The organism is Singulisphaera chitinilytica (genome assembly GCF_049331405.1).
GTDB lineage: Bacteria > Planctomycetota > Planctomycetia > Isosphaerales > Isosphaeraceae > PoT.
This window is the reverse complement of record NZ_CP186274.1, coordinates 1,930,938-1,950,002: the sequence shown is the minus strand read 5'-3', so window position 1 is coordinate 1,950,002 and position 19,065 is coordinate 1,930,938. Positions and strand designations below refer to the sequence as shown.

General features: G+C 63.8%; 22 protein-coding genes, 1 tRNA gene and 1 pseudogene. 14 read left to right on the top strand and 10 right to left on the bottom strand.

The window, feature by feature from the left end; genetic code table 11:
- The first annotated feature begins 13 nt into the window (after positions 1-13).
- The 5 genes from ACOYYX_RS07905 (at position 14) to ACOYYX_RS07885 (ending at position 4,809) form a co-directional block, all read left to right on the top strand.
- Positions 14-991, top strand: a complete 978-nt coding sequence (locus ACOYYX_RS07905) for a COX15/CtaA family protein (RefSeq protein ID WP_422929386.1) — start codon at positions 14-16, stop codon at positions 989-991.
- Positions 988-1,923, top strand: a complete 936-nt coding sequence (gene cyoE / locus ACOYYX_RS07900) for a heme o synthase (protein WP_422929385.1) — start codon at positions 988-990, stop codon at positions 1,921-1,923. Before ACOYYX_RS07905 ends, cyoE begins: the two co-directional genes overlap by 4 nt.
- Before the next feature lie 136 nt (positions 1,924-2,059).
- Positions 2,060-3,124, top strand: coding sequence for a cytochrome c oxidase subunit 3 (locus ACOYYX_RS07895; protein ID WP_422929384.1), 1,065 nt, complete (start codon positions 2,060-2,062; stop codon positions 3,122-3,124).
- A 92-nt stretch (positions 3,125-3,216) separates the two neighbouring features.
- Positions 3,217-3,639 (top strand): cytochrome C oxidase subunit IV family protein, encoded by a 423-nt coding sequence (locus ACOYYX_RS07890; protein ID WP_422929383.1) that lies wholly within the window; start codon positions 3,217-3,219, stop codon positions 3,637-3,639.
- Positions 3,640-3,732: 93 nt separating this feature from the next.
- Positions 3,733-4,809 (top strand): DUF420 domain-containing protein, encoded by a 1,077-nt coding sequence (locus ACOYYX_RS07885; RefSeq protein WP_422929382.1) that lies wholly within the window; start codon positions 3,733-3,735, stop codon positions 4,807-4,809.
- 208 nt (positions 4,810-5,017) lie between these two features.
- Here the strand turns inward: ACOYYX_RS07885 and ACOYYX_RS07880 are convergent, their stop codons facing one another.
- Positions 5,018-5,458: a TIGR03067 domain-containing protein gene (locus tag ACOYYX_RS07880; RefSeq protein ID WP_422929381.1), complete on the bottom strand. Its 441-nt coding sequence runs from the start codon at positions 5,456-5,458 to the stop codon at positions 5,018-5,020.
- A gap of 588 nt (positions 5,459-6,046) precedes the next feature.
- On the opposite strand from ACOYYX_RS07880, the gene ACOYYX_RS07875 reads away from it, so the two are divergent.
- Both ACOYYX_RS07875 and ACOYYX_RS07870 read left to right on the top strand, forming a co-directional pair.
- Positions 6,047-6,286 carry a hypothetical protein gene (locus ACOYYX_RS07875; protein WP_422929380.1) on the top strand — a complete coding sequence of 80 codons (240 nt, stop codon included), beginning with the start codon at positions 6,047-6,049 and terminating at the stop codon, positions 6,284-6,286.
- Positions 6,287-6,289: 3 nt separating this feature from the next.
- Positions 6,290-7,024, top strand: coding sequence for an SIR2 family NAD-dependent protein deacylase (locus tag ACOYYX_RS07870; protein ID WP_422929379.1), 735 nt, complete (start codon positions 6,290-6,292; stop codon positions 7,022-7,024).
- A gap of 57 nt (positions 7,025-7,081) precedes the next feature.
- On the opposite strand, the gene pyrF is transcribed toward ACOYYX_RS07870, so the two are convergent.
- On the bottom strand, positions 7,082-8,029 hold the full coding sequence (gene pyrF / locus ACOYYX_RS07865; RefSeq protein WP_422929378.1) for an orotidine-5'-phosphate decarboxylase: 948 nt from the start codon (positions 8,027-8,029) through the stop codon (positions 7,082-7,084).
- 93 nt (positions 8,030-8,122) lie between these two features.
- Here pyrF and ACOYYX_RS07860 point away from each other — a divergent pair.
- The 4 genes from ACOYYX_RS07860 to ACOYYX_RS07845 all read left to right on the top strand — a co-directional run bounded on the left by ACOYYX_RS07860 (position 8,123) and on the right by ACOYYX_RS07845 (position 10,949).
- Positions 8,123-8,197, top strand: a tRNA-Pro gene (locus tag ACOYYX_RS07860).
- A 109-nt stretch (positions 8,198-8,306) separates the two neighbouring features.
- On the top strand, positions 8,307-8,774 hold the full coding sequence (locus ACOYYX_RS07855) for a hypothetical protein (RefSeq protein WP_422929377.1): 468 nt from the start codon (positions 8,307-8,309) through the stop codon (positions 8,772-8,774).
- Between the two features lie 830 nt (positions 8,775-9,604).
- Positions 9,605-10,135: a hypothetical protein gene (locus tag ACOYYX_RS07850; protein WP_422929376.1), complete on the top strand. Its 531-nt coding sequence runs from the start codon at positions 9,605-9,607 to the stop codon at positions 10,133-10,135.
- Between the two features lie 481 nt (positions 10,136-10,616).
- The gene (locus ACOYYX_RS07845; protein ID WP_422929375.1) at positions 10,617-10,949 is read left to right on the top strand and encodes a hypothetical protein; all 333 of its coding nucleotides are present in this window, start codon (positions 10,617-10,619) and stop codon (positions 10,947-10,949) included.
- Positions 10,950-10,997: 48 nt separating this feature from the next.
- On the opposite strand, the pseudogene ACOYYX_RS07840 reads toward ACOYYX_RS07845, so the two are convergent.
- A pseudogene (locus ACOYYX_RS07840) lies at positions 10,998-11,456 on the bottom strand (hypothetical protein); the annotation flags it as partial.
- A gap of 396 nt (positions 11,457-11,852) precedes the next feature.
- Here ACOYYX_RS07840 and ACOYYX_RS07835 point away from each other — a divergent pair.
- Positions 11,853-12,356 (top strand): hypothetical protein, encoded by a 504-nt coding sequence (locus ACOYYX_RS07835; RefSeq protein WP_422929374.1) that lies wholly within the window; start codon positions 11,853-11,855, stop codon positions 12,354-12,356.
- A gap of 752 nt (positions 12,357-13,108) precedes the next feature.
- Here ACOYYX_RS07835 and ACOYYX_RS07830 read toward each other — a convergent pair.
- From ACOYYX_RS07830 to ACOYYX_RS07810, 5 genes are all read right to left on the bottom strand, one after another.
- Complete coding sequence (locus ACOYYX_RS07830) at positions 13,109-13,252, bottom strand: hypothetical protein (RefSeq protein ID WP_422929373.1); 144 nt, start codon at positions 13,250-13,252, stop codon at positions 13,109-13,111.
- 129 nt (positions 13,253-13,381) lie between these two features.
- Positions 13,382-13,594 carry a hypothetical protein gene (locus ACOYYX_RS07825; protein WP_422929372.1) on the bottom strand — a complete coding sequence of 71 codons (213 nt, stop codon included), beginning with the start codon at positions 13,592-13,594 and terminating at the stop codon, positions 13,382-13,384.
- Complete coding sequence (locus ACOYYX_RS07820; RefSeq protein ID WP_422929371.1) at positions 13,591-13,926, bottom strand: hypothetical protein; 336 nt, start codon at positions 13,924-13,926, stop codon at positions 13,591-13,593. The genes ACOYYX_RS07825 and ACOYYX_RS07820 overlap by 4 nt, the downstream gene beginning before the upstream one ends.
- Positions 13,927-14,084: 158 nt before the next feature.
- Positions 14,085-14,495: a hypothetical protein gene (locus ACOYYX_RS07815; protein WP_422929370.1), complete on the bottom strand. Its 411-nt coding sequence runs from the start codon at positions 14,493-14,495 to the stop codon at positions 14,085-14,087.
- 52 nt (positions 14,496-14,547) lie between these two features.
- The gene (locus tag ACOYYX_RS07810; protein ID WP_422929369.1) at positions 14,548-14,742 is read right to left on the bottom strand and encodes a hypothetical protein; all 195 of its coding nucleotides are present in this window, start codon (positions 14,740-14,742) and stop codon (positions 14,548-14,550) included.
- A gap of 436 nt (positions 14,743-15,178) precedes the next feature.
- On the opposite strand from ACOYYX_RS07810, the gene ACOYYX_RS07805 reads away from it, so the two are divergent.
- Positions 15,179-15,973, top strand: coding sequence for a KGG domain-containing protein (locus ACOYYX_RS07805; protein ID WP_422929368.1), 795 nt, complete (start codon positions 15,179-15,181; stop codon positions 15,971-15,973).
- Between the two features lie 22 nt (positions 15,974-15,995).
- Positions 15,996-16,340, top strand: a complete 345-nt coding sequence (locus ACOYYX_RS07800; protein WP_422929367.1) for a hypothetical protein — start codon at positions 15,996-15,998, stop codon at positions 16,338-16,340.
- 762 nt (positions 16,341-17,102) lie between these two features.
- On the opposite strand, the gene ACOYYX_RS07795 is transcribed toward ACOYYX_RS07800, so the two are convergent.
- Both ACOYYX_RS07795 and ACOYYX_RS07790 read right to left on the bottom strand, forming a co-directional pair.
- A complete protein-coding gene (locus ACOYYX_RS07795) occupies positions 17,103-18,320 on the bottom strand; it encodes an EAL domain-containing protein (protein ID WP_422929366.1) in 1,218 nt (405 codons plus the stop codon).
- Between the two features lie 323 nt (positions 18,321-18,643).
- The gene (locus ACOYYX_RS07790) at positions 18,644-18,868 is read right to left on the bottom strand and encodes a hypothetical protein (protein WP_422929365.1); all 225 of its coding nucleotides are present in this window, start codon (positions 18,866-18,868) and stop codon (positions 18,644-18,646) included.
- Between the last annotated feature and the right edge of the window lie 197 nt (positions 18,869-19,065).

Below are 19,065 nucleotides of genomic sequence, written 5' to 3'. Positions count from 1 at the left end.
TGGGAAGTCGCGAATGACGCCCGACCCGACCCTTGGCAGCCCAGGCTCGACGGCCTCGTACAAGCGAGGGCCGCACTGGGTCGCCATCTTCGGCGCGATCTTCACCCTGCCTCTCCTCTTCGTGGGGGGCTCGGTGACGACCTATCGCGTCGGCATGGCCGTCCCCGACTGGCCGACGACGTTCGGCATCAACATGTTCCTGTTCAACTTCTGGCACGCCCCCTTCGGCGTCCAGGTCGAGCACACGCACCGGCTCTACGGCTCGGCCGTCGGCCTGGCGACGATCGTGCTGACCGTCTGGTTCCTCGTGGCCGAGAAGCGCAAGGGGATGAAGGTCCTCGGCGTGCTCGCCCTGGTGCTGGTCATCGCCCAGGGCATCCTGGGGGGGACCCGCGTCACCCAGAACTCGACCGGCCTCGCCGCCCTGCACGGGATCATGGGGCAGACCTTCTTCGCCCTGATGGTCGCCCTCTGCGTGCTGACGGGTCGCGACTGGATCGAGACGAGGTCGCGACAGGTCGACACCGGGCACCTCCGGCGCCGGGCCCTCGTGACCCTCATCATGGTGGCGGTCCAGATCGCCATCGGGGCCTGGCTGCGGCACTTCCCGCACCAGCATGGCGTCTACCTGCACGCGCTCGTGGCACTGGCCGTCTGGAGCCACGCGGGGATGCTCGCGACCCGGATCGAGCGTCGCAAGGACGAGCTGAAGCCGCTCCTGCCGTCGGCGAGGGCCCTGGGCATCTCGGTGACGCTCCAGTTCGCGCTCGGCGTCGCCGCCTGGTGGATGCTACGGCCGTTCGACGGCATCCCCAGGACCGTGACCCTCCTGCAGGCGATGGTGCGGACCGGCCACCAGACCAACGGCGCCTTGCTGCTGGCGGCGATCGTCGTCTTGACCTTGCGGACTTACAGGCACCTCGCCCCCTCGGGCGAGATGTCGAAGGCCCCTCGACCGAATGGTGCTCTTGATTGGGAGGCAGTGGCGTGAAGACGGCGGCGTCCCTTGGTAACGGCCAGGCCATCGTTGAGGCCCCCGACTCGTCGGCCTGGGCCGACTTCAACGCCAAGTTCTCGGCTTATGTCGAGCTGGCCAAGCTGCGCGTGGCGACCCTCGTGCTCGTGACGGTCGCCGCCGGCTTCCTGCTCGGCGCCCGAGGCGCCTCGCACCCGTCGACGCTGCTCCTGACCGTCTTCGGCACCGCCCTCGTCGCCACCGGCGCGAGCGCCTGGAACCAGTACCTCGAGCGGTTCCGCGACCCGCTCATGAAGCGGACGGCCAACCGCCCGCTCCCGACCGGCAGGCTCTCGCCGGCCGAGGCCGCCTGGTTCGGCGTCATCACCGGGGTCCTCGGCGTCCTGATGCTGGCCCTCGGCGTGAATACCCTCTCGGCGATCGTGGCGACGGTCACGTACTTCCTCTACGCGTTCGTCTACACCCCGCTCAAGCCGAGGACCACGCTGAACACGGCCATCGGCGCCATCCCCGGTGCCCTGCCCCCGGTGATCGGATGGGCGGGGGCGACGGGGCGGCTCGGGATCGAGGCCTGGGCCCTCTTCCTGATCGTCTTCCTCTGGCAGTTCCCCCACTTCCTGGCCATCGCCTGGATCTACCGGGCCGACTACGCCAGGGCCGGGCACAAGATGCTGCCGACCGTCGACCCGGAAGGGGCGATCACCGGCCGTCAGGCGGCCGTCTACGCCCTGGCGCTCGTCCCGGCGGGGCTCCTGCCCGCGAGCATCGGCCTGGCCGGCCCGGTCTACTTCGCCGGGGCCTTGCTGCTGGGAATCTACTACCTGGCGAGCGCGATGCGGTTCTGGGCCAGGACCGACGACGCCTCGGCCCGTCGCCTGATGAAGGCGTCATTCATCTACTTGCCGATGATCCTCCTGCTCCTGCTGCTGAACCCGATGCCCGCTTGATTAGACGCCGGACCACGGACCCTCGCGTCCGTCGAGGTCCACGGCCGGGGGGGCCTGACCGCGACGGTCGCGTCCCCCTCGCATCGCGAACCTCCGGACCTGCGTGTTGGCACCTTTCCCCGAGAATGGATGAGAGATGGCAGACGTCTCCGATTCTCCGTCGTCGAGATCCGACCTTGCCGGCCATGTGACGCCCGCGGCCAGGATCGCCATTCAGCACCCTCCGGTCACCCCCGGAAAGGTCGCGATGTGGCTCTTCCTCGCCACCGAGATCATGTTCTTCACGGGCCTGATCGGGTCGTACATCGTCCTCAGGGCGGGGACCCCGCCGAACTCGTTCAGCAACTTCTTCCCGCCGGCGACCAACCTCGCCAGCTCCAAGGGCCTCCAGGGGCTCATCCTCAAGTCGGCCGGCTCCTCGCGCGAGAAGGTCGTCGCCATCGTCGAGGAGGCCACCGTCCTCGACCGCATGCAGGCGGGTGAGCTCGACAAGGAACTCGTCGCGATCGAGAACCGGAAGCTCGAGGCCGACGAGACGGCGAAGCTCAAGGACGAGGCCACCAAGGCCTTCCGCAAGCACCAGGCCGAGCACCTCGTCGACTCCCTGCCGGCGGGAATCCTCTTCGGCGTCCCTGCCGACAAGGCGAAGGGGGTCCACGACCGGCTCGCCGCCGCGGGGGCCGAGGCCAACATCGTGCCGCTCGCAGGGTTCAACTGGCCGAAGCCGTACGACTTCATGACGAACCCGCTCAGCATCGACCTCACGATGGTGAACACGTTCATCCTGATCTGTTCCTCCGTGACGATGGTCCTGGCCCTGAGCGCCTTCCAGAACAACAAGCGATTCCTCGGCTCGACCTACCTCACGGCGACGACCATGATCGGGGCCACGTTCCTGGGGGTCCAGGTCTACGAGTATTATCAGTTAATGTTCGGGCACCACTACCCGCCCGGCATCAGTGCCACGGGGCACTTCCGCCCCGACTCGAGCATCTTCGCCTCGTGCTTCTTCACGATGACCGGGTTCCACGGAGCCCACGTCGCCGCCGGCGTGATCATGCTCTTCCTCATCACGTTGCGGTCGTGGTTCACCGGCGCCTACACTCGAAATAGCTACAGCACGGTCGAGCTGGTCGGCCTCTACTGGCACTTCGTCGACCTCGTCTGGATCCTGCTGTTCACCGTCGTCTACCTGATCTGATCTGGTTTGATCCGATTCGATCCGAGCCGATCGTCCAAGGGCCTGGGGCCTCTCGAACCGAGGGCCCTGCCCACCCTCAGGGGATTCCGCCCATGGCCGAGACCAACTTGACCCACGACCAGGAGATGGAGGTCGAGTCGCACGCGCCGTACATGAAGATCTTCTTCATCCTGGCCATCTTCACGGTGGCCGAGTACATCTACGCGACTTACCTCCCGCTCAGTTTCTTGATGCTCGTGATCGGCCTGATGGCGATGGCGATCACCAAGGCCGCGCTCGTCGGGCTCTACTTCATGCACCTGAAGTTCGAGGGGCGCTGGGTCTACGCGTTCCTGATCCCGGCGGCGATCCTCGCGGTCGCCCTCGTCTCCGGGCTGCTCCCCGACATGGCCTTCCAGCCCGTGACCGAGGAGAACCCGGACCTCGAGAACATCGAGACGACCCCGGTCCAGCCCGGCGCGGCCGCGTCCGCGACCTGGGACCGCAGCATCCTCAAGGGCGACGCCCGCTCCTGAGCCCGGCTCGACCTCCATTCGAAAACCGAAGGGAGAGGCCCCGCCTCGCCCGCAACCAGCCGCACCTTCCTCTCACACCCGGGTTGGCCGACCGTGCATCGCTCCTATCGCCTTGGCCTGATCATCGTCGTCGGGACCGTGCTCGCCTCCCTCGGGCTCTGCCTGGCGGCCGTCTCCATCCGCCCGAAGGACCAGCGCGCGGGGCATGACCTCGGCGAGAACGCCTATCCGCTCGGCCCCTTCCACCTGACCGAACGCTCGGGAAAGGCCGTGACCGAGGCCGACCTCGCCGACCGGGTCTGGGTCACCTCGTTCATCTTCACGCATTGTCCCCTCTCCTGCCCCCGGATCACGAGCGTCATGAAGGGGCTCCAGGAGAAGCTCAAGGACTCCTCGGCGCTCCTCGTCAGCATCTCGGTCGACCCCGAGCGCGACACCCCCGAGGTCCTCTCCGCCTACGCCAAGAAATTCTCGGCCGACCCCGACCGCTGGTGGTTCCTCACCGGGTCGAAGCCGGAGATCGACGCCCTGATCGTCGACAAGTTCAAGCTCGCGCTGAGCACGAGCAGCCCCGACCAGCAAGCCGCCGGCGCCGAGGCCTTCTCGCACAGCGACCGGCTCGCCCTCGTGGGACGCGACAACAAGGTGATCGGCTACTTCGACTCGAACGACCCCGAGGCCATCACCAAGCTCGTCGAGCGGACTAAGCAGCTCGCGCCGGGCACCCAGGACGTCCCCGCCTGGGTCCGCCAACTCCCGGCCGTCAACGCGACGCTCAACGGCATCGCGTCGATCCTGCTCCTCGTCGGCTGGCTCCTGATCCGAACCGGCCGTGCCCGGGGTCACCAGGTCTGCATGATCGCCAGCGTGGTGGTCTCGGGTCTCTTCCTGAGCTGCTACCTCGTCTACCACTTCCAGATCCGGGGCGGCGTCCCCTTCCTGGGCCGGGGGCCGGTCCGGCTCGTCTACTTCACGATCCTGCTCTCGCACGTCGTCCTGGCGGTCGTGATCGTGCCGCTCATCCTGGTGACGCTCCTGCGGGCCATCCGCAAGCAGTGGCACCACCACGCGAGCATCGCCCGCGTAACCTTCCCCGTCTGGATGTACGTCTCGGTCACGGGCGTCGTGATCTACCTGATGCTCTACCAGATGCCGCTCGCCTCAGGCTGAGACCCGTTCGAACGCCGGCAGCAATTCGGGGGCTCGGCCCCTCCGCACGTTCCGGGAAACAGCCCCGGGTCGCGATGCGGGAAAGATTGCCGAGCTTCCCTACCTCTTGGCGATCGCGAGCCGGGCAAATCCCAGCTTCGTCCGATCGAACCACACCGAGTCGACGACGTCGTCGAATCTCACTCCTCAAGCGCTCAAGACAGGGCGATCACTGGATCGGTCGTTCGAAGACGAGCACGGCCGCCCAGACGCCTTCGCCGGGGTTGAACTCCTTGGGGCGCTGGTCGTTGAAGCCGCCGCTGCGGATCACCAGGCGATCGCCTTCGATCCGGTAGATCGCGCGGACTTCGGGGACTTCTTCGCCGTCGAGCGTGGTGAACTTGACCCAGTCGAGCGCCTTGGGGCTCGTCGACTCGTCGATGTTGACCTCGCCCTCGGCCTTGATCTTGATCCCGTGCGGCGTCAGGAACGTCGCGTTGACCGTGTGCCCCTTGATCTCGAGCCGGACCTTGGTGGCCTTCTTCTGGCCGACCTTCGCCTCCCACTGCCCCTGCAACCTGGCCAGGTCTCCGTCGACGATCGGGGCCGCCCCCGCCGCCAGCACCACCAGCCCCAGCACCAACACGCTCGCAGAAAGTTTCGCCGTCATGGGAGTCTACCTCGCTTCGTAGGCCGTCACTCTGCCGCTCGTCGCTCGACGTTGTTCCTTTCGCCATCGAATATCGACGTCCTTGTCACGCGAGCCACACCAATAACTTAGTTTGTCTATTGCAATAGTCAAGAATACCGCTTCGGAATCTTGAACACTATCCCAGGAATGGTGATGAAAATCATCTATCGAGAATTTCCGGCGTGAACGGAGTACGCGACAGACGTGTCACTGTTGCGACGAATCGTCACTCATTCGTCGGGATTATCCGAAAGGGATCCGTGAAGCGGACACGATTCGGTTCATGATGGCTCGGGATTCCGAGACGCACGCATTATTCCCACTCAAGATGGTGGGCGGAGAACTTTGAGAAATGGGTCCGGGCCGAGCCTCGGCATAACCTAATTTCGACCTGCAAGACGTCGGCGTTGACCCCAAAAGGGCCGAGAGATATCGTCGAGGGGTCTGTTCCGTCCTACAGGCGTTCCAACCCTCCTGCGTCTCCCGCCCGTTTGAACCGCCCGAAGTGCGAGCCATCGCGAGTCCGTCCATCCGTCCGTTCCTACGAACCCGACCGAGGTAAGTTCCATGCGGCATTGGCGATCGGCCCTCTTCCTGACCGCGCTGTTCGTTGCCCCGATCCGCCCGGCGTCGGCCTGTCCCAACTGCAAGGAAGCCGTCGCGGCCCAGCCGGCCGAAGCCGGCGAGATCAAGGATGGCTATAACTGGAGCGTCCTGTTCATGATGGCCATGCCCTTCGCCCTCCTGGGCACGGGCAGTTTCATGGTCGTCCGCGCCGTGAAACGCGGGGCCATCCCCGAGATGTGAGCCATGTCCGACATCGAGACCGTCGCCGAGATCCTCTCCAGGTCCAAGAGGACCGCCGTCCTGACGGGCGCGGGGATCTCCGCCGAGAGCGGCATCCCGACTTTCCGGGGCCTCGGCGGCCTGTGGAACGGCCGAGACCCCATGAGCCTGGCGACTCCCGAGGCCTTCGCCTCGGATCCCGCCACCGTCTGGGAGTTCTACCGGTTCCGCCGAGACCTCGTCGCCAGGTCTGAGCCGAACCCGGGCCACTTCGCCCTGGCCGAGCTGGGCCGCCGCTATTCTTCGAACTTCACGCTCATCACCCAGAACGTCGACCGCCTACATCAGCGTGCGGGGAGCGTCGACGTCCTCGAGCTCCACGGCAACCTCTTTGACGTCCGCTGCACCGGTTGCCGCCAGACGTTCGACCGCGATGGCGTGGAGCTGCCCCCCTTGCCCCGCTGCGACGATTGCGGAGCCCTCCTCCGCCCGGCGGTCGTCTGGTTCGGCGAGTCGCTCCCGCAGGACGTCTGGCAGCGTGCCGAGCGTGCCGTCGAGCAGGCCGACGCCCTCCTAGTCGTCGGCACCAGCGCCCTCGTCTACCCCGCCGCCGGCCTGGTCTTGACCGCCGCCGAGCACGGCTGCCCCGTCATCGAGATCAACCTCGAGACGACCGCGTTGAGCCAGTTCGTCGATCACGCCCTCCTGGGCAAGTCGGGCGAGATCCTCCCCCAACTCCTGGCATCCCTGCCGGCCTGAGTCGATCCCGCAGGACGAAGGAAGGGGGTCGATCCCCCTTCCGCCCTCCCGATTCCCTCAAGATGTCGGCTTGTCGCGGAGCTTCCCGGCCGAGGTATTGGCGGCCAGGTCTTCGATCATGTCATGGACGGCCTGCTCGATGGCGCCCTGCCAGTTCTTGCCGAACTGCGAGAGCGCCGCGGGCCGGTTGTAGGCGAACGTGATCCCTCGCGAGTTGTTGATGAGGGCTCCGAACCCGTTCTCGTCGAACCCCGCGGCGACGTCGGCCGCCTTCCCCCCCTGCGTCCCGTATCCGGGGACGAGGAAGATGATCCCCGGGAAGGCCTCGCGAAGCTCCGCGAGCTGCTCGGGATACGTCGCCCCGACGACAGCCCCCGCGAGGCTATACCCCGACTCCCCGCGATGAGGCGCCGCCCAGCCGGCCAATCTCTCGGCGACGTGGCGATAGATCGGCTTGCCGTCGGCGATGAGGTCCTGGAAATCGCCGGCCGAGGCGTTGCTCGTGCGCACGAGGACGAAGATCCCTTTCCCCTCCTGCGCGGCGACCTTGATGAAGGGGGCGATCCCGTCCCCCCCGAGATACGCGTTCACGGTGAGGGCATCCGCCTGCCAGGGGGCCTCGAACTTGCCTCCGACCGGCACCTTCCCGAGATAGGCCCTGGCATAGGCCTCGGCCGTCGACCCGATATCATTCCGCTTCCCGTCGATCATGACGAGCAGCCCCTTCTCGCGGGCATACGCCGCCGTGGCGTGGAGCGCCGCGAAGCCTTCGGGCCCATAGACCTCATAGAAGGCCGCCTGGAACTTCACCAGCGGGACGAGCGGGGCGACGACGTCGACGACCCCCTTCCCGAACACCTGGAGAGCCTCCGCCACCCCGGCGCGATCGGGCGCAAACCCGTCGAGCATCCCCGCGGGCAAGTCCTCCGGCCTCGGGTCGATCCCGACCGAAACCGGGTTCCCGACACGAGCCATGGCCTGGTTCAACCGATCCGCAAAATTCACGTCGCCCAATCTCCCAAAGTCTGCATTGACAGGACGGACGGAAATTCTACAATGACCTCGCCTTCAAGGAAATAACCTTGAGCCGGGCAACAACGGGGCGTAGCGCAGTTTGGCTAGCGCGCTAGACTGGGGGTCTAGAGGTCGTGGGTTCAAATCCCGCCGCCCCGATTTTCCTAACTTCTTGCCGAACGCAGATTTAGCGTACCCGTCAATATTCGGCGGAGCGGCCTCAATCTCCAAGTAATCCGGTAGACTACCGGATTGGAGGGCCGCTCCGTTGGCATTTCGAACCCCGCAGTATCGGCTCCACAAGCCCACGGGCCAGGCCGTCGTCACACTGGACGGCCGGGATTTCTATCTGGGAAAATTCGGCTCGCTCGAGAGCAGGGACGAATACGACCGACTCCTCGCCGAGTGGATGGCCAACGGCCGCCGCATGCCGAAGGGACCGGCCTCGGGCAGCGCCGACGTCACCGTCAGCGAATTGATGGTCGGCTACCTCGAGTTCGCCGAGGGCTACTACAGGCGGGCCGACGGGCAACCCACCGGCCAGGCGGCCAACATCCGTTTCGCTGTCAGGCCTCTCCGCAAGCTTTATGGCCACACCCCCGCCGCCCAGTTCGGGCCTCTGGCGCTCAAGGCAGTCAGGGCCGCGATGATCAAGGCGGGCCTCTGCCGAACGGCCTCGCAACGACGCAAGGCCTACGAGGCGGCCGAGCGAAAGCTCGACGCGATGAGCGTCTAGCCATGCCCCAACCCGACGCCGAGGCGGGCATGCCGGCCATGCCCTGCGTGGAAGATCCGTACACAGGTTTCGGACCCGGAATCTGAGAGCGCCAATCGGCGCTCTTAGTCACTCACCCGAACACAAACGTTGCTCGCGGACAGAGAACACCAAAAAGAAACCGCCCGCCGTGGCCAGCGGCGGGCGGTTCGGAGGCTCACGAGAGACCGGACAGGTCATGAATGACCTTAAGCTGGCATTGATTGAAAAGCAACCATCATCTTTCAGAATCACCGAAGCGCAAGCATTCAAAGATCGCCCTGCTGAACAGCATGAGTCTGTTTTGCCCGAGATCTTGGTCTGGTGAGGCGAGAAGATGTCCTCAATCAGACCCTCGCGGCACTATGGGCCGACCCCGACCTTTACTCTCGCGGCGACTCATTGGTCGAAGTGGTGATAGGCTCCAACGTCGTCTCGAGAAGACCCGAGAGCGTGGCCGATCCCATCGCGGGATCTCCCCGAGTCATCGAATTGGAGCATGCTATCGTCGGCTGCAAACTGACGTAGAACGCGTTGTTCTACGCGATGAAGAAGAAGAGGTCGGGCGATGAATACAGGGATCCCACCGGCCCTCCCGAATGCCTTGTAAGGGGAGTGACCAAGCGAACGTATTGGCCCGGGTTCCATAACTTGATGGCAGTCGTTGGGTGTCCATTCCCTCGGCCCGACGGATCGCTCATGGATGAACCAGGTTATGACGTCGACACGGGCACGCTATACGCGCCCACAGTCACAATTCCCAAGGTGAAGGACAGGCCGACGCAGAATGACGCGAGGGCCGCCTGAGGGAAATGGTCATAGACTTCCCGTTCCGCACCGAAGAGGATGCGGCCGTGTGGCTGGTGCCGTTACTCTCGGCCATCGCTCGGCCTGCCTTCAACGGACCTGTGCCGGGGACGGTCCTCATCGGCAACCGGGCAGGCACGAGGAAAGGCCTGCTCATCGACCTCATCGGGATCTTGGCTCAGGGGCAAAACGTCCCCACGAGGGTTTATTCGAGGGATCTCGAGGAGACCAGGAAGGAGATCTTGGCCTTCGCCATGGATTGCTGTTCGATGATCCATTACGAGAATCTCGTAGGAGGTAGCCCGTACGGATCGTCGGCTCTCGACCAAGCTATCACAACGTCGATAGCAGCAGGCCGGGTCCTCCAGAGATCCAAGAACGTGCAGGTCCCGCTGCGTACATCGTGGTTCGTTGAGAAGGCGAAACACGTCTCGGCCGAGAGGCCGTTTTATCAGCTCGACGCCGACATCGCCGACCAGTGCGTGGAGTTTGCCGGGAAGGTCATCGACAAGCATCTGAACAGGAGCAAGCGGTGACACCCCGTCGAACCCGGCGCGCGTCTTAATATTGCTGAATTATAAAAAGTCAGCAAATAAAACATTTAACAGTTTATTTAAGTTTGACATATTCCCGGCACCTGCCTATAAATTCAATGCAAGCCGAACATCCCGGCTTGCTTTCCCTGACGTCAGTCGGGGAACTGCATCCCGGCCCGGAGGCTTCTCGCGAGCCGGGATGCTCCCGGTCCCGGGCTCGCGTCGGACCCGGCAAGCGCGACGGTCGGGCAGGCTGCAACCGACGACATCTGCGACCTGTGAGCCACCAACGGTCGGCAGCCGTCTCGCCGGCGGCGGGTGCATCAGGGAGAGTGGCCCAGGGATGGATCTCGCAAGGTCCAAGGCTCGGCCCTTGAAAATGAGGCCTTGGGTCTAGGTTTGTGTAGCGGTGGAGACGTGCTTGGTGAGATAGGCCGATGGGGTCATTCGAGGCCGACGCTGTTCACGGAGGTCATGCGGGATGAGGTCACTCGATGTGGATGAGCTGGTCGAGTTGGTCGTCATGATCGACGCATGGGTGATCGGGCACGGCGATGCGGTCCAGTCCGCGGCGCTCAAGCCGGTGCACGACGCCTGGTATTTGGCGGTCGAGCGATCGGCCGTGGGGGGCGAACTGCGGACCTTCGCTCGCAGCATCCGTCAACTCTCGGCGGCCGTCCAGGATCGATTCACCGGCATAGGCTTCGAGTGCGAGAGTGTATGCAAGGGCACGAACTTGCTGCTGACAGCGAATCTTATGAATACCATCCCTTTCCGTGCAGTGGCCCTCCACCGGGACCCCTTGCGTAACTGACCGGATGCCCTTCCCCTCGCACGCTGCCCGGATTGCTCTTCGCGTGTATCAGACCGGGGAAAGTTCCAGCGACTCGCGGTCGACTCCGATCTCCACTTGGGGCCTGTTAATTCTTGGAAGCAACCACACCGACCATGTTTGCGGAAGAGCAAAGGTGGTGGCAGGGTTCGAGGGGACACATCCCAAGAGCGCCGATCGGCGCTCTTGCCCTAGGCGAACCCTTTGGGAGACTCGGTTTAGTGGCAATCCTTCGCCTTGCGGTATCCCGCCTGCTCGGCTTCGGCCGAAGTCCTGAAATGTCACCCGATGAGCCGCCGTTATCTTCCCCACTGCGTTGCAGTTCGCCGCGTGGTAGAGATGGCTCTTGCTGTTCCCGATGAACCCGGCCGCCTGGACGTCCGCCCCGCCCTTCCGCCAGTCCCACGGCGGTATCGGTGCCTTGTCGGCCCAGAGCCCTCGCCTGGCGGTCCTGGCCTCGTCCTCGAGTCTCTTCATCTCCCCGTCGGACTTGGCGTACGCGTCATACCACCAGGCCCAGCCGTCACGAACGAGCTCTCGGTTGAGCTATCGCCCATCGGGCACGCGGACCTCGGCCACGGTCCTGCCGTAGCGACCCGTGGCCGGTGGCAGGGACTGGACCATCTTGCCGAAGGCCACGTGGTCGTGGCCCACTTGGCCTTGGCACCGAAGTCCTGGCTCGACTTCGGTATGCCACCCCCCTTGGTCAACGGATGGGGGAAGTCCCGGCCTCGATCGGCGCAAGTGGGGGCTGCGAGTGGCGCAAGGTCCGAGCCATCTCCCACTTTTGTGGCGACTCTCGTTCGACTTCCCGGTTAAAGTGGTTGCTCCCGGCCGATCAATCGGATCGACCACCGAGAGCACGACAAGGGCCAGGATAGATTCATGCCAGCGAAACCGATCCTCGTGATCAGCGGTAATTACCACCTCGGCGACAATCCTGGGCTTTTCCAGGACGCCACGTACATCGGTCATCAACTCGTCTTGCCGCTCCGCATCTCCTGGATCGACGACAAATCGGACGTCATGGCGTTCCACTTCACCACCCACGATATCGAGACGTGGGGCCAGCGTCAGGGGCACCGGGTCTCCATCAATGGCACGGAGATCGGCCGTCTGAAGGATGCCAGCGATCATGCCGGGCTCATGGAGCACATCAAGATTGAGATCGGCAAGCCGGCCTTCCTGTCGCTCCTGAATGGGGACGACAACTTCACCCTCGCCGTCGAGCTGGAGAAGCAAGCGGACTTCCCCGGGCTGGCTGACGATTTCGTCCTGACGAGGATCGCGACGTCGGCGAATCTCGCCGTCACCATCGGCTGGAAGGATCGGGGCCCGAAGGGGACGCAGCTCGAGGAAGAGTTACCCAAGGACGAGAGTCCCATTTGAACAGCTCTGTCGCAATAGTCGCTCGGGGAGAAGTCGTCTATGGGCACCCGCGGCTACGACGAGCAGGATGGGAGGTGAGGGGCCCGGCTAGATGCATAGGTAGCTCGCCGAGACGCCTGGCCAATGGCTCGGGGCGATTGACTTCGCCAAGCCGTGAAAAGCCAGCCCGCTCCCGGAGGTGGTCGGTTCGCTTCCGACCCCGGGCTCCTCATTGAGGCGTACGCCCGTGTAGGAGAGCTCCGCACCGGCCGGGTCTCGATCTGGGTGGGTTACCGCAACGGCCAGGCCGGCGAGGGCCATCGCGCAGGCCCAGGGCCCACGCCTCGCCGTCGAGGGCGGACCCGAGTTGCCCCGAGGAGCGATCGCAGCCGGCGTTGCCGCAAGGGCACCCAGGCGGCGTATGCCAAGGCCAGGGCTTGCCTCTTTTTTGGGTGTCTCATGTGTCTCGGCCTCGCCTCTTTTAAATGTGTGCAGTCTGTTCCTTTCTTACCCCGTGTCTTTCGTCACCCTCGGCATGTCGTGCTCGGATAGGCCCGCGATGAACTTGCCCCTCCACCCCTTCGGCCGCCGCCTCTTCCTGGACGGGTCCGGCCCCGCCATGACTCCGTTCCTTTCTATGGTGTCCGATCTGTCCAATCAACCGAAACGAGAGGACATGCCCCGATTACATCGTATCAGAAGGCACTCGTTAAATTGCGCACTTCGAGTGCAAGAAATCGTGAGTGATTATGTCGCGATCACTCACGCCTTCGTCAGTTCTCCAGGAGGAAGTGCTCGGAGATTCCTGGGTGCTTCTTCAGCGCCTCGATGAGTCTGGGCAGGCCCTCGGGCGTGACCATCGTGATGCGGCCTGTCTTGCGGACGGGGATGCGATGCTCCTCGATCAGGGTCGACACCTTCCACCATTGAAGGCCGGCCGCTGCGGCGGTCGTCTTGGTGTTGCAGAATTCCGCGAGCTTCGACGAAGCAGGGCGTAACTTACCTGCCGAACATCCGGCGGGCCTTCTCGAACGCTTCCCGCTTCTTCAGTTCCCGACGCCTCTTGGGACAACCTTTGGATCCTCCCCGTCGAGCCTTCGAACGAATCGCTCGGGCGCCTCGACGGAGGTGAAGATGACCCCTCCCAGCGTGATGGCCTCCAGCTTGACACCCTGGTTGCCATTCGTGATCCAGCTCAGGTAGCCCATGTCATACCCGCCCAGGAGCGACGTGTCCTCGGGGCGGCCGGGCAGGCTCATGCCCTTCTCCTGGAGGATGGCACGCTTCTCCTGCTCGATCCGGATGCGTCGGCCCTGCTGAGCGGAACTGACGCCGCTCGGGAGGAACAGGCCGCCGCCGGTCGCCAGGGTTCCGGTCCACCAGTCGCCGGCCGCAGCACCCGGAGAGTCTTGCCCTCGCCGCGCTTCTGGAGCCGCGTCTGGGCCTGGAGATCGAGCTCCTTGTTATATTGAAGGGGCATTGCAGATGGGATCTTCGCCTCGTCCAGCTTGGCCTGCTGGACCTTCGTGCGGAGCGACACGTCCGTCGCGTGCTTCTGGTCGAGTTGGGAGATGGCCTCCCTGCCGGTCATCGGCGTCGACCCGCTTCTGATTCGCCTTCTGGATCAGGTTGTTCCTTGCGGCGAGGATCGCCTGTTGCCGCTCCTGGTTTTCGATGAAGCTCCGGGAGAAATGGCCCTGATTCATGTCAAACATCGGGACTCCTTTGCTGCGTACGCAGACGCGTCGGTCAGGCACAATGCCTGACGAGGATCGCATCGCCGACGGGGTGGTCGATGAGCGCCAGGTTCGCAGAAGGCCCGCCACCGAGGAGGGTCAGCACCTCGAGGTTCAACTCGCACCTGATCGAGTAGCGGCCCATGAGGAGCCCCCGCCCGGACTCGAAGGAGATGGCGTTGACGCCGGGCCACGAGCGGGACGCCGGGAAGAACCGGCAGGCCTCGCGCTCGACGTGGGCTCGCCACACCGGCGACCTCCTGACGTCCTGGAGCTTGTTGATGATCTGGCCCGGCCTATACCAGACGTGGTATCGGACACCGCGGCGGCACCGCTCGTCCGAACGCATGATCTCCTCGCCGTCAATCTCCAGCGAGGGATCGCCCAGCTCGGCCGCCACCCGCTTCGCGGGCGTCGATTTCAAGACTGATCCCGACTTCCGACAACCTCCTGAACGTGTGCGATGTGAGGGCCCGTCAACTCCCGGGGGCCTCGGGCTTGAACCCCTCGGCCTTCGCCAGGGCGACGACTCCGTGAGCGATGGTGTCCGGCATCGTGGCCTTGCGGGACCGGGCGAACCCGGGCAGCCAGTCGCGGAAGGCGTGGCTCGATCGCAGGTTGATCACGCCCTCGATCCTCGGCCTGCGTCGCTCCACCGTGCTCGCGGCCATGTCACCCCCCGATGCTAAAGCCTGATTTGCACGTGCATCCACAGTGATCGTAATGGAAGTACATAAATTATCAAATTTCAATTACATACATATGATTGAAACTTGAGTATTTTCGATACATCTTATACATGACTTTATTGTTTAAAGAATGCGCGAATCCGAGATCGCCGATCGACTCTCTCGGATTTTGAAGCACATTCTGCGTGCGTGAGGCGAGAATGCTCGGAGATCGAATGCCCGAGAGTCAGGCTCCGCCGTCGGGTGCCAGGGAAAGCCCCACCGGTTATTTCCCGTTTGTCCCAATGGTTGCTGCGAAGGTCCGCTGAGATAATCAGACCTCGATGATCGGGACCGGTTCGGATGAGAATCGCGGCCTGGACAGCTCGAATCGCCGGCGAGTCCTGCCTAAATATCTATCTAATCGCGGAGAGGCACCATGCAGGGAAAGAGTCGTCGAGGGTTCGCGAGCATGGACCCGGACAAGCGGCGGGCGATCTCCAGCCAGGGTGGGCGATTAGCCCACATCGCCGGTAGGGCCCACAAATTCAACTCGCAGGAGGCTTCCGAGGCCGGCAAGATCGGCGGGCGTGCCGTGAGCCGGGATCGTGAGCACATGGCCGAGATCGGCCGACTGGGCGGCCTGGCCAAGGATTCGAGCCGACTCGCAGCAGAGGCGAGAGGTCCCATCCAGGAACCGCCGAGCACGGATGTCCGCGAAGAACCGCCTGGCCTTCCTCGCCCGGAGGGCGGTCAATTCGACGCTCAGCTCACGACCTCGATAAGCGTGGGGCCTGAGCCTCCGTCTCGCCAAGGGTCAAGCCCGCCAGTTGATCGGATGCCCGTTGTTGCGATGGAGGCCTCGGCCGTCGATCCAGCGCCGATGCGAGTCCTGATGGAGAACGGGCCATTCGCCGGATGCGTGCTCCAGTTCGACGGGATGAAGAAGGTCCCGTGCTCGCTCTGGTTTGATCGAGGTGGGATGGTGACCTCCGCGGTGTCCGGTTTCGACGATCACCCGGAGTGGTTCGGCCTGGTCGTCGAACCCGTCCCGATCATCGACATGGTCGGCCCACTGAAGGATTGCAGCGAGTTCGTGTACGAGAAGACGCCGGAGCGGGAGAAAGGATTCGCAGGCGTCTTCCGTTTCACCGACTCGATGTCGCGGATGCCGCCCGCCTGGCCTCGGCGACCATCGTGTAGAGTGCGACCTGGCCGCGATTGCCCGAGATGATATGCAGGTTCGAGGGGAAGGGATGGCCGAGCGAACCCTTGCGCCGATCGGCCTCACCACGGGCGACAAGATCCTCCTCGTCCACAGCCGCAAGGACGCGGCGGCGGGCCGGGTCCGCTGGTCCATCCCCAAAGAGAAGTACACGGAAGATGTCGACCGTAGCCTGTTCGACGCGGCGAGAGAGTTGAAGGAAGAGGCTGGGATCGCCCTGGCCAGTCTCGGCCCTCGATGCATCGACGAGTCGGATTGCGTCGGCAGGGGCATGCCGATGGGCCGATCCGGAATCCGTCAGCGAGTTCGGCCGGATCATGCCCGCAGCCGACAGGACGCGATCGGGATTCGTCCCGTCGGCCGCGAGGCCAACTGACGGCTACAGGGCTGTCGCCAAGGACTTGTCGATTTCCAAGGTGGTGCCGGAATCGGAACGCACTTCACCGGCCTCATGCCTCAGCAGGCCGGTCCATTGGCACGCCAGGCATTTGTATCGCCTGGAGTCGACGAAACGCCCCACGAGCCGATCGAACTTATTGCGAGGCTTGCGGGTCAGAGACAGTGAGTGGCGACACCGTGGACAACTGCGTTTGCGGGACAGGAGCGAACTAGCGAGAGAAGTGGCACTCGATGCCACGACGAGAGTGGTCGCCAGCAGGATCGCATAGGCGAGGTAGATGATCACGGGTTATGGCCTCCGCAGCTGAATAGCTCGGAACTTCCTTTCGCGGCCCGGAGGTAGGGGGGATTCCTCGACGAGAAGCACGCGGGCGGGCAACGTCGCCCGGCCGCCCAATACGCTAGCCAATATTTTAGTAGATTGGAAGAGAGGTTGTGCGCATCGGCGGCCTTCTTAGGGAAAATTAAGAGAACGGCAGTTTCACGAAAACCATGGGAAGGATGTGTCATTATCGGCCGAAAGCAGCGATATGATGACGATCCACCAGGAATCTCCTTCCCAGGAATCAGGAACCGAGAGGGTACAGCTTAAAGATCCGGGTTCACAATCTTCGGCCTAATATTGGCAGGAACGGAATTCTCGACCCGATGAACGCTACTCCCAGGAAAGGCGGTGGAACCATCCGACACCGCCACGTTGCTGGTGGCAGCATGTGGATTGCCGGGCGACTCACGAGACTTACTGGCCGGCGGGGGGCGGGGAAGTACCGGGAGGGTATCCGGCGGCCTCACGGAGGGCGGCACCCATTCGCTTGCTTTCCGTGACGTCGATCCCGATGAAGGAATACCCTAGAAATTCGCCCGCCTCATCATTCACCCCTTGCAACACGACCAGGTCGGTCCCACCACTGGGCAGGTCCAGCTCAAAGGTGTTTATGGGGTTCGAGCTCGAGATTTGGCGGCGGTAGAATTCGAAGCAGTGTTCGCGATCCGGGAAGGCGTCGCAGATGTGGCTCCCGATGACTCCCATGCGTGTGGAAGCGAGGCGCCTGGCGAAAATTTCGTTGGCGTCGACGATGATGAGATCGGGTGATATGAATCCGATCGCGAGCACGGGGGCATTATAGATCGCGGTGATCTGGCATGATCGCTGCTCGAGGGAGAGTTTCCTGGCAAGAGATCCGGGCGAAGTGGTGGCCGCCTCGATGAGGGCGGGGACGGCCTCGGCCGGGGCCGCGGCCCCGAAGAGGAAACCTTGTGCGAATTCGCATCCGATCTGCCGGAGTAGGTCGGCCTGGGCCTCGGTCTCGACGCCCTCGGCGACGACGGACAGCCCCAGGCTCTGCCCGAGTCCTACGACGGAGACGACGATCTTGCGACTCTCGCGATGCTCGATCATGGAGCGGACGAAGCTGGCGTCGATCTTGATCTTGGTGAACGGGAGGGATTGGAGCCATGTCAAGCTGGCGAAGCCGGTGCCGAAATCGTCCATGACGATGTGGCATCCGAATCCCAGGAAGCGATCGACCATGGAGCGTGCGGCGACGGGGTCCTTGAGGACGGCGGTCTCGGTGATCTCGATATGGAGTCGCGAGAGAGGGAAGCCGAGCTCGTTGGCCGAGTCGGAGATCAGGCGAGGGAGCTCGTCGCCTTGCAACTGGGCGGGCGAGACGTTGACGGCGAGGAACAGGCGTTCGGGCCATCGAGCGGCGGCGGCGAATGCCTGGCGGATCAGGCACTTGGTGAGGTCGTAAAGGATTCCCTCGCTCTCTGCGATGGGGATGAAGCGAGAGGGGCTAACGGTGCCGAACTCGGGGTCGACCCACCGAGCCAGAACCTCGAAGCCGACGAGCGTGGCATCGCGCAATGAGACGATTGGCTGAAAATGTGGCTTGACTTGCTTGGCGAGGATGGCTGCCAGGAACGCGTGGAGGAACCGGAGTCGTTCTGAGGCCATGGTGGGCACGCCGGCTGGACTATCGTCTGGGAAGGTCCGAGGACAACGTCGTCAACTCGGGCTGAGAAGCTCCAGCATCTCAGAGGAGCGGGGGGGGAGGAATAATGCGGGGCGGGCAAGATGCAAGAAGACAATTGTCGTCGTCCCCAGCTCTGCGGTCAAGTCGAGTCGGGGAGGCGGCAGGAGCTTCGATGTCAAGGGCGAAAGATCTGTCGCATGAGCACGATACGGCGGCAGCCCCAGGGCGGGAAATCTAGCCACAAACCTCATCGCGACCTCGTTCCCTACGGCATCCCCACCGCCCGCATGGCCCGGATGTGCAGTCAGCCCCGCGGGTCGAGCCACTCACGCCGGAAGATGAAGTCCGGGCAGTCGGACATGGTCTGGGCCACGTCGTAAATATCGCCGCCGTGGGTCTGCCTGAATGCCCTCGAGACGTCGACCATCTCAGAGGCGATGGGCCTCTCGGCGTAATCGGCGTCGTTGCTCGTGAGCGTGAGGCGGCACCGTCCTACCCTCTCGCCCTTCTGTTCATGCGTGATCCCCAATCCTCGGAGGCGTCCCGGACGGCGCGTCCGTCGCCTCTAACAACTTGAGGCATACCCGAACAACTTAGGTTCGGTGACCAACGCTCGGCGTCCTGCAAGTCCGCCAGGGTGATCTGGAAACGCCTCCCCGCCATGTCGACTCTTCCTGATGAGTGTGACCAATGGTCCATTTCAGCTGTCCAGACGACGCCGATCAT

Coding starts and splice junctions, on each gene's coding strand:
- ACOYYX_RS07905 (WP_422929386.1), top strand. CDS start 14: ATGACGCCCGACCCGACCCTTGGCAGCCCAGGCTCGACGGCCTCGTAC.
- ACOYYX_RS07895 (WP_422929384.1), top strand. CDS start 2,060: ATGGCAGACGTCTCCGATTCTCCGTCGTCGAGATCCGACCTTGCCGGC.
- ACOYYX_RS07890 (WP_422929383.1), top strand. CDS start 3,217: ATGGCCGAGACCAACTTGACCCACGACCAGGAGATGGAGGTCGAGTCG.
- ACOYYX_RS07880 (WP_422929381.1), bottom strand. CDS start 5,458: ATGACGGCGAAACTTTCTGCGAGCGTGTTGGTGCTGGGGCTGGTGGTG.
- ACOYYX_RS07875 (WP_422929380.1), top strand. CDS start 6,047: ATGCGGCATTGGCGATCGGCCCTCTTCCTGACCGCGCTGTTCGTTGCC.
- ACOYYX_RS07870 (WP_422929379.1), top strand. CDS start 6,290: ATGTCCGACATCGAGACCGTCGCCGAGATCCTCTCCAGGTCCAAGAGG.
- ACOYYX_RS07850 (WP_422929376.1), top strand. CDS start 9,605: ATGGTCATAGACTTCCCGTTCCGCACCGAAGAGGATGCGGCCGTGTGG.
- ACOYYX_RS07845 (WP_422929375.1), top strand. CDS start 10,617: ATGAGGTCACTCGATGTGGATGAGCTGGTCGAGTTGGTCGTCATGATC.
- ACOYYX_RS07835 (WP_422929374.1), top strand. CDS start 11,853: ATGCCAGCGAAACCGATCCTCGTGATCAGCGGTAATTACCACCTCGGC.
- ACOYYX_RS07825 (WP_422929372.1), bottom strand. CDS start 13,594: ATGAGCCTGCCCGGCCGCCCCGAGGACACGTCGCTCCTGGGCGGGTAT.
- ACOYYX_RS07820 (WP_422929371.1), bottom strand. CDS start 13,926: ATGACCGGCAGGGAGGCCATCTCCCAACTCGACCAGAAGCACGCGACG.
- ACOYYX_RS07810 (WP_422929369.1), bottom strand. CDS start 14,742: ATGGCCGCGAGCACGGTGGAGCGACGCAGGCCGAGGATCGAGGGCGTG.
- ACOYYX_RS07805 (WP_422929368.1), top strand. CDS start 15,179: ATGCAGGGAAAGAGTCGTCGAGGGTTCGCGAGCATGGACCCGGACAAG.
- ACOYYX_RS07800 (WP_422929367.1), top strand. CDS start 15,996: ATGGCCGAGCGAACCCTTGCGCCGATCGGCCTCACCACGGGCGACAAG.
- ACOYYX_RS07795 (WP_422929366.1), bottom strand. CDS start 18,320: ATGGCCTCAGAACGACTCCGGTTCCTCCACGCGTTCCTGGCAGCCATC.